This is a genomic window from Nonomuraea sp. NPDC059023, assembly GCF_042740095.1.
GTDB lineage: Bacteria > Actinomycetota > Actinomycetes > Streptosporangiales > Streptosporangiaceae > Nonomuraea.
On sequence record NZ_JBHYIO010000034.1, the window covers coordinates 20,581 to 34,016 of the forward strand.

Sequence of the window (13,436 nt, forward strand, 5' to 3'; positions counted from 1 at the left end):
TTGCCAGGGGGAGAGACCAGTTCCCAAGGGCTCCGGGAATACAGTAGATTGACGCCCGTCTATCGGGGCGCTACGTCTTTGGGCCGCTGCGTAATCACGCTCCAGGGGCACTTTTACGGCAAATGTGGCGTTTTGCACCTGGAGCGGGGATTGAGGTGGCCGACAGCACCAGAGGCGTACAGTCCGGCACCGCTCGTGACTCCGCCTGGAAACGGGATTTCCGGCTGCTCTGGACCGGCTCGGCCTTCTCCCAGTTCGGCACCGTCAACGCCACCCTGGCCGCTCCGCTGCTCGCGCTCGCGCAGACCGGATCGCCGGTCTTCGCCGGCTGGGTCACGGCCGCCGGCACGCTGCCGCGCCTGCTGCTCTACCTTCCCGCCGGGGTGATCGTCGACCGGTCCAACCGCCGGGCGATCATGGTGATCAGCGCGTTCCTGCAGATGGCGCTGGCGTCGGTGCTGGTCGTGGGGGTGTTCGGCCAAGGTGATGTGACCCTGCTGCTGCCGCTGGTCGCCGGGGCGCAGGGTGTCTGCGCGGTGTTCTACTCCACGGCGGAGCTGGCGGTGGTGCCGCGGCTCGTGCCGGAGGAGAGCCTGCCGAAGGCGGTGTCGCGCAACGAGGCGCGCATCCACGGGGCGGGGCTGCTGGGGCGGCCGTTCGGCGGGCTGCTGTTCGATCTGATGCACGGACTGCCGTTTCTCCTCGATGCGGTGTCCTCCGCCCTTTCTGCTTTCTTCCTCCTGAAAATGGACAAGAAGGCATTCAAGCCACCGGTGACGCATCGATCCGCCATGACGAGTGATTTGAGGGAAGGCGTCAGCTTTCTGCGCGGTGATGCGTTCCTGTTCCTTGTGGTGATTGTTTGCGCTCTTGCTAATTTTTTCTTCCAGATTGTCGGACTTTCTCTGGTGCTGCTGGCTCATGCGCAGGCGCTGCCGTACTGGCTGACGGGGGTGCTGATCGCCGCCTCCGGGTTCGGCGGGGTGCTCGGGTCGCTGGTCGCGCCGCGGCTTCTGAGCGGGCGGCAGCCGCGCAGGGTGATCGTCATCTGTGTGTGGGCGTGGTTGTTCCTGTGCGCGGCGCTGGCGGTCAGTGACCATGGCTCGGTGCTCTTCGTCGCCGTGCTGTTGCCGCTGGCCTGGGGCGGGATCGGGTTCACCGGGGCCTGCCTCAACGTGGCGCTGTCGGTCCACTACGCCAAGGAGGTGCCGGTCCACCTGCACGCGCGGGTGGTCAGTGTCAGCCGGTTCTTCTCCGGCGGGGCGGTGCCGCTCGGGGCGCTGGCCGCCGGGTACGTGATCGCGGGGCTCGGCACCAAGACGGCGGTCGTCATGGTCGCCGGCGTCATCCTGCTGATGGCGCTGACCGTGTCATACGGCTCGCTCGCCTGGGGGCTGCTCGTCCGGGTCCGGCTGCGGGCCGGGCGATGGAAAGATCGCGTCGCTGAGGGCGTAGAGCTCGTTCTCCAGGCGGGAGCGGACCGGCTGCGCGATCCCTTTGGGGCTTTCGAGCTCGCCGTGCGCCGCGGCCCAGCTGAGCGACTCCCCGAGCGCCTCGATCCGCGCGTGGCACGCCCGCGGGCACAGCGGCCGCAGCCTGGCCATCGCGGTCTTGGCGGCGACGGTGTCATGCCTGACCTGCCAGACCTGTTTGGCGAGATCGGCGGGGTCGAAGCGCGTCGTGCCGCCTCGGCGGAGCTGCTGCGCGTACTCGACGTTCAGGGCCAGGTTCATCACGGCCTCGGCCGCGGTGGCGAAGGTCTCCCTGAGCTCGCGATCGCGAGCGTCGCGCCGGTCGTCGGCCCGCTGCTCGGCCGCGGCGATCCGGGTGTGCCGCGAGCGGGTCCGCTCGGTGAGGACCGCGGTGAGCGATCCGGTCAGCGCGCCGAACACGGCGGCGCACGCGGAGATGACGGCGACCATGACGAGCTGGTTCAGGGCTCCTCCGAAAGGCGCTTGGCCGTACCGTGCTGATGCGGCGGCAGCGGAGGATGGATCGCCAGGATCGCGAGCTCGGCGTACCTGGCCGCGTCAGAGGAGTCGCCGGAGATCATGCGGACCCTGGCCGCGCGCAGATAGACCGGGCCGCTGTCACCGGCGTCGGCGACCGCGCCGGCCAGCTCCCGGTCGGCCTCCTCCGTACGTGACAACGTCGCCAGCGCCAGCGCCCTGGCCGCGCGGGCGGAGGGCTGCGGCCAGCGGCTGCTCGCCTGCCCGATGTCGCGCAGCGCCGACTCCGCGTCGCCCAGGTCGGCCAGCATCTCACCGCGGGTGCGCCTGGCCTCGGGCACGTTGCCCTCGCGGTTGATCACATTGTTGAGTACGGCCAGCGCCGCCTGCGGCTCTCCGGCCATCCAGAAGTTCTGCCCGAGGCTGGTCTGCAGGGTGACGTCATGGGGGACCCGCTCGACGGCGGCGCGCAACATGACGGTGGCCTGGCGCTGCCTGCCCTGGTCGAGCGCGACCCGGCCGGCCGCGGCCAGCAGCCAGCCCACCGCGGTGTTGTCGCGCAGCGCCTCGTAGAGCTCACAGGCGCGCAGGTAGTGGCCGGCGGCCTCGTTGAGCCGGTGCTGCTCGTAGGCGATGCTGCCGAGCAGCGACTCGATGGCCGCGCCGGCCCGCAGCTCGTCGGGGGAGCAGGCGTCGGCGGCCTTGCGGGCGAGGCTCCTGGCGCGTTCCGGCTCGCCGTCGAAGGCGGCCTCCATGGCGGCGCGCAGCCGGTCCGCGGTGCCGGGGGCGGGGCGGGGCCACAGGCCGGGGTCCAGCCGCCTGAGGGGGGCCATGAGCCTCGGGTGGCGCAGGATGTACATGCGCAGGCCGTACTTCTGCGGGGCTCTGATGAGGTGGCGGTCCTCCAGGGAGCGCACCACGGCGGCGGTGATCCGCTCCGACGAGCCGAGCTTGCGGGCTACGCCGGACACGACCGTCTGGTGCAGCCAGGCGTGGAAGGCGGCGGGCAGCAGCTCGAAGTCGGCGGCGATCGAGGCGAGCGTGGCCGAGCAGTACTCGGTCAGGGCGGCGTCGACCTCGTCCTCCATCCGCGCGATGGGGTGGTCCTGGCCGGGCGGACGGCTCCACAGGCGGGTGCCGGTGACCTGGAGCAGCATCGGGTCGATGGTGGACACGGGGCGGTGCGGCCGGCCCATGGCGTCCCTGATCGTGCGGAGCTCGTCGAGCAGCTCGCGGGTGCGGGACGGGGCGGGGCGGTAGCCGGAGCTCTCGATCGAGCGGCGGACGACCTCGGCGGCGGCCTCCGGGGAGAAGGGGCCGAGCGCGAACTCCTCGTACTGCAGGTCCTCGAAGCCCTTCACCACGCGCAGCAGCTCGTCGAGGTAGTCGGTGCGCACCGACAGCAGCAGCCGCAGGCGGGGCCGCTTGGCGGCGGTGGAGAGGAGTTCGTTGAGGAAGGCGCAGCGTTCGTGCTCGTTGTCGCCGGCCGGGCGCAGGAACAGCTCGACCTGGTCGATGGCGGCCAGCGTCGGCGCGGGGCGGCCCTGCCGGTCGACCTCCTCGCGGCGTTGCAGGAAGTCGTCGATGGACAGGCCCGGGACGTGGGTGTGCGCGTTGGCCGCGTGCCAGGACGACAGCAGGGCGAGCACGTACCTGTTGTGGTCGGGCAGGGCGGCGACGGGCCACACGCGCGTGGGCGCGGTCAGCCCGATGGGGAGCACGTGGGCGTTGCCCGCCTTCAGGGCCGGCACAACGCCCGCGCGCAGCAGCGAGGTCTTGCCCGCGCCGGCGTCGGAATGGAGGATCGTCAGCCGGCGCTGCTGCCATGTCCGGGTTAGTTTTCGGACCTCTTCGGCTCGTCCGAATAACAGCATCTCATCGTGGGCTTCGAAAGGCCGCGCTCCAATGAATGGTCCGCGTGGAGCCGCGGGAACCGCTGAGAAAGCTGTCATTAGCCAGACCTCGCTCATGGAGGACGGTACGGATCAACCGCCTTGAGATCGCGCCGCTGTCGCCTGGCGACGATACTGCCGATTGTGGCGAGACCGAAACCCGCTCGCCGTCGCGGCGCGCCCGTCAAGGGGCTCCGCAATAATACGGCAATTCCTCGATTTCGAAAGAGCTCGATTTGGGTGGCCGAAATCGCCAATTAGGCATGCACGTCCGACGACTTTGGTGCTTCGAGATCCGCTAGAGAGCGGTGCTGTTGTCGAAGCGCGCGAAGCCCTCCCCTTCTTCGAGGTCAGGTTCGAGCAGCTCACGTAGGGCCTGCGCGAGGACCGTGTCCCCGAGTCGGTCCAGGTCGGGATGGGAGAGCAGGGAAAGATCGACGAAATCGCTGCGGTGCTCGGCAAGCTGTGGTCGCACGGACATTCCCCTATCGACGCCTGCATACGGCCTGCTGTGTCGCCGCCCGGATCACACTCCTTCCTGCCCGGCGCGGCCGTTCCGGTGAATGTTCTCAACTGGCATGTATCACATTCGCGGGTCGCGGTATACCCTTCACAAACGCAAGGCCTTTTTTGCGACGCCGAATGTGCGGATAGGGCCGCCACTGAGCCTGTCCGCCCACCGGTGTTGCGGCTATCGTTTCCTTGCTTGTCCATTCTCTGCGGACGGGAGGGCGGAGCGCGTGACCGATTCGGAACGTCCCATCATGCGGGGGGCGACCGGCGGCTTTCCTGAGGTTTGGAAAGTCCCCCCGCGCAACACGAACTTCACCGGGCGCGACGAGCTCATGGGCAGCTTGCGCTCCAGCATCACGAAGAAGACCACGGCCGTGGTCCCGCACGCCCTCCAGGGCTTCGGCGGTGTCGGCAAGACCCAGATCGCCATCGAGTACGCCTACCGCTTCCGCGGCGAGTACGACGTCGTCTGGTGGATCCCCTCCGACCAGCCCGGCCTGGTCCGGTCCACGCTGGCACAGCTCGCGCCGAAGCTGGGCCTGCCCGACCCGACCACGACGGGCATCGAGGAGGCCGCCAACTCCGTGCTCGACACGTTGCGCAGCGGCAAGCCGTACGACCGATGGCTGTTGATCTTCGACAACGCCGACGAGCCTGAGGACATCAACGACATCCTCCCCCAGGGCGCCGGCAACGTCCTGATCACCTCGCGCAACCACCGCTGGGCCAGCCTGTACGAGACGGTGGCCGTGGACGTCTTCCCACGTCCGGAGAGCGTGGAGTTCTTCATCAAGCGCATGCGCCGCTCGATCACGGAGAAGGACGCCGACCGGCTGGCCGGCGCGCTCGGGGACCTGCCGCTGGCGCTGGAGCAGGCGGCGGCCCTGCAGACCGAGACCGGCATGTCGGCCGACGACTACCTGCGCATGCTGACCGAGCGCACCGCGATCCTGCTGGGCGAGGGCAAGCCGAGCGAGTACCCGCTGCCGATGACGGCGGCGTGGAGCCTGTCGGTGAACGAGCTCAAGGACAACCTGCCCGAGGCGATGGAGCTGCTGCGCTGCTGCGCCTTCTTCGGTCCCGAGCCGATCCCGCGCTCGATCTTCGTCTCGGTCGACGGTCCGGTCCGCCCGGTCATCGCCGACCTGCTGGCCGACCCGATCCGGCTGGGCACCGCCATCCGGCGCCTGGGCAAGTACGCGCTGGTGCGCATCGAGTCGGAGCCGTCCAGGCCCACCACGCTCCAGGTCCACCGGCTGATCCAGGCGCTGCTGCGCGAGGAGCTGGAGCCGGAGACGCAGGAGGAGATCCGCTCGGAGGTGCACTCCCTGCTCGTGGGCGCGGCGCCGGAGTCACCGGACAACCCGACGGACTGGACGACGTACGACGCGCTGCTGGCCCATCTCGAACCGGCGAGGCTGGCCGACAGCGTCCGCGACGACGTGCGGGGCTTCGCGCTCAACGTCTTCACCTACCTGAACGCCTCGGGAAACCACCAGGGGCTGCGCGACCACCTCGACACGTTCCTGCAGAAGTGGACCGACGAGTTCGGCCCCGACGACCTCTACGTGCTGCGGGCCCGGCGGGTGCAGGGCGACCTGCTGCGCAGCATGGGCCAGTACACCGAGGGCCACCGGCTCAACACCGCGACGCTGGCGAAGATCCAGGCGAGCGTGGGCGTGGAGCACCCCGACAGCCTGGTGCTGCTCAACGGCATCGGCGCGGACCTGCGTGCCCAGGGGCTCTTCGTGGAGGCGCGCGACCACGACACCGAGTCGGTGCGCCTGCACCGCAAGGTGTTCGGGCCCGACCACGTGAGCACGCTGCGCGCGGTCAACAACCTGGCGCTCGACTACGGCCTGACCAGCGACTACCTGGGCTCGCGGACCCTGCTGGAGGAGGCCCTGCGCTCCGGCGGCAACGCGGTCAACCGGATCACGCAGCTCAACCTGTGGGCCGGTCTCGGCCGGTCGGTCCGGCTGTGCGGCTTCTACAGCGAGGCCTGCGACCTCGGCGAGGACGCCCTGGCCTTCGGCCGCGAACTGCTGGACGCCGACCACCCGCGCGTCCTGCTGACGCAGAAGGACCTGTCGATCGCCCTGCACCGCTACGGCGAGCACGAGCGGGCGCTGGAACTGGCCCAGGACGTCCACGCGCGGTACGTGCGCCTGTACGGCCTCGACCACCCCGGCACCCTGGCCGCGGCGACCTGCCTGTCCAACGCGCTGCGCGTGAACAGCTTCATCCAGGAGTCGTTCGACCTGGCCAACGACACGATGCAGCGCTACCCCAGGCTGTACGGCCCCGAGCACCCCTACAACTACGGCTGCGCCAGCAACGTGGCGCTGATGTACCGGGTGCGCGGCGAGCCGCTGGAGGCCCGCCGGCTCAACGAGCACGCCATGGAGGGCCTGGACCAGCGGGTCGGGCGCGACCACCACTTCACGCTCACGGTGGCCGTCAACCTCGCCAGCGACCTGGCCTTGCTCGGCGAGCTCAAGGAGGCCTGCAAGCTGGGCGCCGACGCCCTCGAACGGCTGCGCCGCCTGCTGGGCGAGAACCATCCCACGACGCTGGCCGCCGCCGCGAACCTGGTCGTGGACCTCGCGCAGTCGGGCCAGACGGAGAAGGCAGAGGCGCTGTCGGCCGACACCATGGACCGCTACCGGGACACGCTGGGCCTCGACCACCGCGACGCGGTCGTGGCGATGGAGGGCCGGCATCTCGACTGCGACTTCGACCCGCCGCCGATCTAGGCGCGGGGCTGCGACAGCAGCGACACGTCCTCGACCATCACCTGCCGGATGTGGGAGATCAGCCGGTACAGGTCCTGGCAGTAGACCGACGGATTGCGGAATCCGCTGCCGGGCCGGTACCGGTGCGGGTAGAGGCCGCCGCCGCACACCCGGACGAGGTCGCAGGACAGGCAGGCGCCGGACATGGCGCGCATGCCGATCTGCCGCGCCGCGATCGCCGGAAGGGTCAGGACCGCGTCGAAGGAGTCCTTGAGCACGTGGAGGAGCGTGCCCGCGGCCCTGTCGTAGGCGGACTTGAGCGTGTCCACCTGCTCGACGGCGCCGCTGGTCTCCACCACGACCACGGCCACCGGTGAGAGCCCGATGGCCTCGCTGCGCGAGGTCCTGCCGCACAGCAGCCGGATGATCTCGGTGAACAGCCGGATCTGCGTCTCCCGCTCAGGCGCGGAGTACCAGCGGTCGAAGACGGCGGACAGGTAGTCGCCATAGGGCGTGGTGGTGCCCGACCAGCCGGGCGGCGGGGTCTCCCAGTTGCCGTGCGGCAGCAGGAAGTCCACCATCGGCGGCCGGAACTCGATCAGCGCCTCGTAGGTCTTGACCGGGTCGTTGGCCAGTTCGAGCGTGCACAGCAGGCCGCTGAACAGGTGGCGGTAGGCGGGGGTGGCGAGGCGTTCGAGGCCGGTGCGGACCTCGTCGTAGGTGCCGCGGCCCGAGGCGCGGCGGCGGTGGAGGTCGTGGCCCTCGGCGTCGCCGTCGAGGCTGACGCCGACGTAGACCTCGTGCTCGGCGAACAGCTCCAGGAACGACTCGTCGATCAGGACGCCGTTGGTCTGCACCCGGAGGACCAGATCGGTCTCACCGAGGGCGGCGCGCAGCGCGGTGACCGCGTAGCGGGTGTGCTCGACGCCGGCCAGCAGCGGCTCCCCGCCGTGCAGGATGACCTCGACCCCGCTCAGGCCGTGACCGGCGGCGTGCTCGGCGATGCGGGCGGCCACCCGGTCGATGGTGGCCTTGGACATGCGCCTCGGCTGGCTGCGCCAGCCCTGGTCGGCCATCTCGTAGATGTAGCAGTAGTCGCAGGCCAGGTTGCAGCGGCTGTGGAGCTTGACGATGAACTGCCGGAACGGCGTGGGACGCCATCCGGATTCGAGGAGACCCTGGACGTCGAGCGGCCCAGGCCACTCGCGCTCGCCGGGCATGATGTCCCCCGCGCCTTCTCCCACGCTGATCAGCTCCCACGGATGAGATTAGAGCGCAGAGATTGGCCCCGGTATGCCCCGTTTCAGGGGGTGGCAAACTCCCGTTCACGAACGAGCAAAGGCCGACCGGTGATCCGGTCGGCCGCATGCCCCGCGGGTCTCACAGGCCCGAGGGATCACGTCCCACGCTGATCTCCTCGGCGATCCTGCGGATCTCCGAGACCTCCAGGCCCGGCGCCTTGGGCAACTGCCGCAGCAGCGCCTCCATCACCACCGGCACCGGCTGGCCCGCCAGGCTGCCCGCGATGCCGTGAACGGCCTGGAACAGCGCTGCGTCCGTGTTGTGCATGCGACCCCGTCTCATCGTCGACAGATTTTCCCCGGGGTCACGCTACGACGAGCCGCCGACAGTTTTGCTCCGCACCGCCGTACAGATCTCGTCGAGGGCGCGTAGCTGGGCGGGGGTGAGGGCGTCGAACAGGCTCCGCCGTACCTCTTCGACGTGGCCGGGGGCGGCGGCGGCCAGGGCGGCGAAGCCCTCGTCGGTGAGGACGGCGATGTTGCCGCGGCGGTCGTCGGCGCAGGGGGCGCGGCGGACCCAGCCGCGCTCCTCCAGGCGGGCCACGGCGTGGGACAGGCGGCTCTGCGAGGACTGGGCCCGGTGGGCGAGGTCGGTCATGCGCATGGAGCGGCCCTCCGCCTCCGACAGGGCCACCAAGATCATGTAATAGGTGTGCGGCATTCCGGCGTCGCGCTGGAGCTGGCGGTCCAGGCGCTCGTTGACGAGCTGGGTCGTGGCCAGGAAGTTGCGCCAGATGCGCTGCTCTTCGTCGTCGAGCCATCGGGTCATGCCGGTCAGTTTACTTGAACTCTCAAATAAGTCGGGGTATGTTGCTTGAGAGTTCAAATTTCCGAGGAGGGATCGTCATGCCGGTCCAGCGGCTCAACCACGCGGTGCTCTACGTCCGCGACGTCGAGCGCAGCGTCGCCTTCTACCGCGACGCGCTCGGCTTCGAGATCGTCATGGAGATGCCGGGCGCCGCCTTCATGCAGGCTCCGGGCTCGACCAACGACCACGATCTCGGGCTGTTCCAGATGGGCGCGCAGGCCGGTCCCACGACCGCGGGGCGTACCTCCGTCGGGCTCTACCACCTGGCCTGGGAGGTCGACACGCTCGACGAGCTGCGGCGCATCGCGGCCAAGCTGAGCGAGCTCGGCGCGCTCGCGGGCGCCTCCGACCATTCCACCACCAAGGCGCTCTACGCCAAGGACCCCGACGGGCTGGAGTTCGAGGTCTCCTGGCTGCTGCCCGCCGCGCTCATCACCGACGAGGTGATCGCCGCCCGCTCCGGCATCCGCCCGCTCGACCTCGCCAAGGACATCGAGCGGTACGGCGGGCAGACCCGCGGCGGCGTGGGGGTCTCCATCCCCGCCTAGAGCCGCGGCCAGGTTCCCAGGACACTACGGACACTTTCCGCGGACTTTCCGATTTCCGGGTTACCGTTGCCATAGGAGACTGACCCGCCCGGGAGAAGGTCATGCGGAGCGACCCTGAGCACATCGTCGACGTCATCGACGGGGTGGTCGACGACTGGGAGGCGATGAGCGCCGACTCGATGCGCTGGGCGCCTCCGGAGACCAAAGAGCCCGACCTGTTCGACGAACTGACCGAGATCGTGGCGCCGCTGGTCAACGCGGCGGCCGGCGTCCTGCGCCCGGTGGGAGAGGCCATCGAGCGCGTGATGGACCACCTCATCGAAGGCGGCCCCGAGGACCGCGAGCGCTGACCCCCGGGAACCCCTGAGACGGGATCAGGGTCAGGTCAGGGGTATGGCCCGATGCCCGCCCCGGCCCGCGCCGGGCAGGCTTGGGTTATGGCCGCAGTAAAGAGGTTCTATCCCCACATCGCGTTCTTGGCGATCACCTTCTCGGTGATCGCCGTCGTCGTGGGCCAGATCGTGCCCGACCCGTATCTGGACCCGATGAACGTGACCGTCAGCGAGTACGCCGTGGCCGACCGCGGGGGCGTCACGGAGCTGGGGATGGCGATTCTGGGGCTGGGGTCGTTCGTGCTGCTGGCGGGGCTCCGGGCGGCGGGGGCGCCGATCAAGGGGCTGCCACAGTGGCTGCTGGGGGTGTGGTCGGGGGCGCTGATCGTCGCCGCGGCGGTGCCGACCACGCCCATCGGGATGGACATGACCACGACGGCGCTGATCCACCGCTACGTATCGGTCGCGGCGTTCGTCAGCCTGCCGGCGGCGGCCGCGCTGCTCGTGCCGAGGTTCACGGCCGACGCCCGGTGGAAGCCGATCGCGCGGACCATGGAGTGGCTGGCCCTGGCGGGCGGGCTGGGCGTGCTGGCGATCGCCTACGCGGCGATGCCCGGCGACCGGGTGCTGATCGGGCTCGTGGAGCGCGTGCTGCTGGGCGCCGAGGTCGCGGTGCTCGGGGTTCTGGCCGCGTGGTTGGTCAGGTTGGCCTGGGGAAAGCGTGTCCAAATCCTGACATATCACAAGTTTCTCACGAATTGATCATAATCACCTACTACTTCGGTGCTATCCTCTCCCGCGATCTTCTAACCGGGAGCGGGTGTCATGGCATCGGGCAGATCCATCCGATTCAAGATCTCGGCGCTGCTCGTGATCCCCTTGGTCTCCCTCGTGGGGCTCTGGGGATTCGCCGCCGGGACCACCTCCGGGGACGCACTCAACCTGCTGAAGATCGACACCTTGTGGCGCGGCGCGATCGACCACGCCGACAGTCTGGTCGGCGCTCTCCAGCAGGAACGGCTCGCCTCGGCAGAAAAGGTGGCCGGAAACCAGAGCGACCCCGCGGCGCTGGCCGCGAGCAGGGCCAGGACCGACAAGGCTCGTAAGACCTTCACCGACCAGGCCTCTTCCGCCGACACCGTCGCCGCCCTGAGCCCCGACATGGCCCGCCAGCTCAAGGAGACCCTCACGGCAGTCGGCGACCTCGCCGACGCCCGGCGGCTGGTCGACGCCGGCTCCGCGACCCCGGCCGAGCTGATCGCCGCCTACGGCGAGATCTCCGACTCCGTCCACCGGCTGTACGCCGCGTTCGCCCTGGGCACCGACCTGCAGCTCTACCAGCAGGCCCGCGGCCTCATCGGCGCCGACCAGGTGCGCGAGCTGCTCAACCGCGAGCACGCGCTGATCGTCGCCGCCGGGGGCGCGCCGTCGGAGGCCGACCGCCGGCTGCTGGCCCGCCTCGACGGCGCCAGGGCCTACCAGTACCCCAGGGCCATGGCCGACCTCGAACCCGGGTTGCGGGTGCCGTTCCAGAAGGTCGACACGACGGTCCTGGACCGCATGATCACCGGCTACCTCGCGGGCGGCAAGAGCGACGTCGAGCTCTGGCGCGGCGTCGCCGAACCGGTGCTCAAGGGCTACGACGAAGCCGTCTGGAAGAACGGCGACGCGCTGCTGGCCCGCATGGAGCCGGCCGGCTACGCCATCATCCTGCGGGCCGTCGCCGCGGGCGCGCTCGGCCTGGTGGCCGTCATCTTCTCGATCATCGTCTCCGTCAGGGTCGGCCGCCGGATCACCCGCGAACTGGCCACGCTGCGCCGTGGCGCGCTGGAACTCGCCGAGCTGAGGCTGCCCGAGCTCGTCGGCCGCCTGCGCAAGGGCGAGAACGTCGACCTGGTCGCCGAGGCGCCGCCCGTCGCGGTGCAGGCGGGGTCCACCAGCGAGGTGGTCGACCTGGCCGCCGCCTTCGACAGCGTGCAGAGCACCGCGATCGACGCCGCCGTCGAGCAGGCCAGGCTCCGCCAGGGCATCGCCGAGGCGCTGCGCAACCTGGCCCGCCGCAGCCAGTCGCTCGTCCAGCGCCAGCTCAAGCTGCTGGATGAGATGCAGAGCCAGACCGAGGACCCGGAGGCCCTGGAGCGCCTGTTCCGCCTCGACCACCTGACCACCCGCATGCGCCGCCACGCCGAGGGCCTCGTGCTCCTGTCCGGCGGTACGGCCGGCCGCAGGTGGCGCTCCACGATCCCGGTCGAGGACGTCCTGAGCGGAGCCGCGGCCCAGGTCGAGGAGTACACCCGGGTCCGCGTCTACCCGATGCCCGAGTGCGGCGTCGCCGGAGCCGCGGTCGCCGACCTCATGCACCTGTTCGCCGAGCTGATGGAGAACGGCGCCGCCTTCTCCTCCCCGGGCAACGAGGTCTCGGTCCGCGGCGAGCTGGTCGGCAGGGGCTTCGCCGTCGAGATCGAGGACCGCGGCCTGGGCATGTCCGAGGAGGCCAGGTCGGCGGTGAACGAGCGGCTGGCCAGGCCGCAGGAGTTCGACCCGTCGCAGACCGAGCGGCTCGGCTTCGCGGTCGTGGGCATGCTCGCGGCCCGGCACGGCGCGGTGGTGACGCTCAAGCCCTCTCCCTACGGCGGCACGACGGCGATCGTGCTCCTGCCGTCGGTGCTGATCGAGCCGCTGCCCACGGTGGCCGACGCGCCGCCGGAGCTGGAGTCGGTCTCCGTCTCGGTGGTGCGTACGACCGAGACCGGGTTGCCGCGCCGTACGCGGACCACGACGAAAAACGCGGAACTGCCCCGCCGTACGAGGCAGGCAAACCTTCCGCAACGGGTAAAGCAGGAACAGACAGAGGAACGCTCGCCCGAGGAGACGAGGGCGCTGCTCTCCTCGCTGCAGTCAGGCTGGCAGCGCGGACGCCAGGACAGCGAGAAGGATGGGGGATCTGAATCGTGAGTCGCGAGGACGAGTGGGTGGATGAGGAGGCCGGGCCGGTGGTGCGGCCGTACGCGGTGGCCCGCGGCCGCACGCGTTCCTCTTCGGCGGCTCTCGACCTGCTGGCGACGGTGGCCGCGACCGGGCTGCCCGCGCCCGCGCAGGCGGAGCTGAGCACGCAGCACCGCAGGCTCCTGGGGCAGATCTCCCAGCGGCGGGGCGCGCCGGTGGCCGAGGTCGCGGCCGAGCTGGGCCTGCCGGTCGGCGTCGTGCGGGTGCTGCTGGGCGATCTGATCGACTACGGGCTGGCCCAGGTACGCCCGCCGCTCGGCAAGGTGGGCTCTCCGACGGAGAACCTGCTCAGAGAGGTCATCAGCGGCCTCAAGGCCTTGTAGCAATCCTGGGATAACCCAGAGGCGGGCCC

Annotated in this window: 12 protein-coding genes; 7 read left to right on the plus strand and 5 right to left on the minus strand. The window is 70.2% G+C overall.

Features of this window, described 5'->3' with window-relative positions:
* The first annotated feature begins 155 nt into the window (after positions 1–155).
* Positions 156–1,973, plus strand: a complete 1,818-nt coding sequence (locus tag ACFWYW_RS42420) for an MFS transporter (RefSeq protein WP_379611164.1) — start codon at positions 156–158, stop codon at positions 1,971–1,973.
* On the opposite strand, the gene ACFWYW_RS42425 is transcribed toward ACFWYW_RS42420, so the two are convergent.
* Positions 1,934–3,919 (minus strand): ATP-binding protein, encoded by a 1,986-nt coding sequence (locus ACFWYW_RS42425; RefSeq protein WP_379611165.1) that lies wholly within the window; start codon positions 3,917–3,919, stop codon positions 1,934–1,936. The two genes, ACFWYW_RS42420 and ACFWYW_RS42425, sit on opposite strands and share 40 nt — an antisense overlap.
* A gap of 220 nt (positions 3,920–4,139) precedes the next feature.
* Positions 4,140–4,316 (minus strand): hypothetical protein, encoded by a 177-nt coding sequence (locus tag ACFWYW_RS42430; RefSeq protein ID WP_184958929.1) that lies wholly within the window; start codon positions 4,314–4,316, stop codon positions 4,140–4,142.
* A gap of 289 nt (positions 4,317–4,605) precedes the next feature.
* On the opposite strand from ACFWYW_RS42430, the gene fxsT reads away from it, so the two are divergent.
* Positions 4,606–7,110, plus strand: a complete 2,505-nt coding sequence (fxsT, locus tag ACFWYW_RS42435) for an FxSxx-COOH system tetratricopeptide repeat protein (RefSeq protein WP_379641260.1) — start codon at positions 4,606–4,608, stop codon at positions 7,108–7,110.
* Here the strand turns inward: fxsT and ACFWYW_RS42440 are convergent.
* The 3 genes from ACFWYW_RS42440 to ACFWYW_RS42450 form a co-directional block, all read right to left on the minus strand.
* Positions 7,107–8,333, minus strand: a complete 1,227-nt coding sequence (locus tag ACFWYW_RS42440) for an FxsB family cyclophane-forming radical SAM/SPASM peptide maturase (protein WP_379611167.1) — start codon at positions 8,331–8,333, stop codon at positions 7,107–7,109. The genes fxsT and ACFWYW_RS42440 overlap by 4 nt on opposite strands.
* Before the next feature lie 136 nt (positions 8,334–8,469).
* On the minus strand, positions 8,470–8,658 hold the full coding sequence (locus ACFWYW_RS42445; RefSeq protein ID WP_379611168.1) for a hypothetical protein: 189 nt from the start codon (positions 8,656–8,658) through the stop codon (positions 8,470–8,472).
* A 42-nt stretch (positions 8,659–8,700) separates the two neighbouring features.
* Positions 8,701–9,159: a MarR family winged helix-turn-helix transcriptional regulator gene (locus tag ACFWYW_RS42450; protein WP_379611169.1), complete on the minus strand. Its 459-nt coding sequence runs from the start codon at positions 9,157–9,159 to the stop codon at positions 8,701–8,703.
* Between the two features lie 77 nt (positions 9,160–9,236).
* Here ACFWYW_RS42450 and ACFWYW_RS42455 point away from each other — a divergent pair, with 77 nt between their 5' ends.
* The 5 genes from ACFWYW_RS42455 (at position 9,237) to ACFWYW_RS42475 (ending at position 13,407) form a co-directional block, all read left to right on the plus strand.
* Positions 9,237–9,746 carry a VOC family protein gene (locus tag ACFWYW_RS42455; protein WP_379611170.1) on the plus strand — a complete coding sequence of 170 codons (510 nt, stop codon included), beginning with the start codon at positions 9,237–9,239 and terminating at the stop codon, positions 9,744–9,746.
* Positions 9,747–9,847: 101 nt separating this feature from the next.
* Positions 9,848–10,096 carry a hypothetical protein gene (locus ACFWYW_RS42460; protein ID WP_379611171.1) on the plus strand — a complete coding sequence of 83 codons (249 nt, stop codon included), beginning with the start codon at positions 9,848–9,850 and terminating at the stop codon, positions 10,094–10,096.
* A gap of 87 nt (positions 10,097–10,183) precedes the next feature.
* Positions 10,184–10,840 (plus strand): DUF998 domain-containing protein, encoded by a 657-nt coding sequence (locus tag ACFWYW_RS42465; RefSeq protein ID WP_379611172.1) that lies wholly within the window; start codon positions 10,184–10,186, stop codon positions 10,838–10,840.
* A 63-nt stretch (positions 10,841–10,903) separates the two neighbouring features.
* A complete protein-coding gene (locus ACFWYW_RS42470) occupies positions 10,904–13,033 on the plus strand; it encodes a nitrate- and nitrite sensing domain-containing protein (RefSeq protein ID WP_379611173.1) in 2,130 nt (709 codons plus the stop codon).
* A complete protein-coding gene (locus ACFWYW_RS42475; protein WP_379611174.1) occupies positions 13,030–13,407 on the plus strand; it encodes a DUF742 domain-containing protein in 378 nt (125 codons plus the stop codon). Before ACFWYW_RS42470 ends, ACFWYW_RS42475 begins: the two co-directional genes overlap by 4 nt.
* Positions 13,408–13,436 lie beyond the last annotated feature (29 nt).

Bases quoted from the DNA above. Each gene is read 5' to 3' on its own strand.
- ACFWYW_RS42425 (WP_379611165.1), bottom strand. From the start codon at position 3,919: ATGAGCGAGGTCTGGCTAATGACAGCTTTCTCAGCGGTTCCCGCGGCT.
- fxsT (WP_379641260.1), top strand. From the start codon at position 4,606: ATGCGGGGGGCGACCGGCGGCTTTCCTGAGGTTTGGAAAGTCCCCCCG.
- ACFWYW_RS42445 (WP_379611168.1), bottom strand. From the start codon at position 8,658: ATGCACAACACGGACGCAGCGCTGTTCCAGGCCGTTCACGGCATCGCG.
- ACFWYW_RS42450 (WP_379611169.1), bottom strand. From the start codon at position 9,159: ATGACCCGATGGCTCGACGACGAAGAGCAGCGCATCTGGCGCAACTTC.
- ACFWYW_RS42455 (WP_379611170.1), top strand. From the start codon at position 9,237: ATGCCGGTCCAGCGGCTCAACCACGCGGTGCTCTACGTCCGCGACGTC.
- ACFWYW_RS42460 (WP_379611171.1), top strand. From the start codon at position 9,848: ATGCGGAGCGACCCTGAGCACATCGTCGACGTCATCGACGGGGTGGTC.
- ACFWYW_RS42465 (WP_379611172.1), top strand. From the start codon at position 10,184: ATGGCCGCAGTAAAGAGGTTCTATCCCCACATCGCGTTCTTGGCGATC.
- ACFWYW_RS42470 (WP_379611173.1), top strand. From the start codon at position 10,904: ATGGCATCGGGCAGATCCATCCGATTCAAGATCTCGGCGCTGCTCGTG.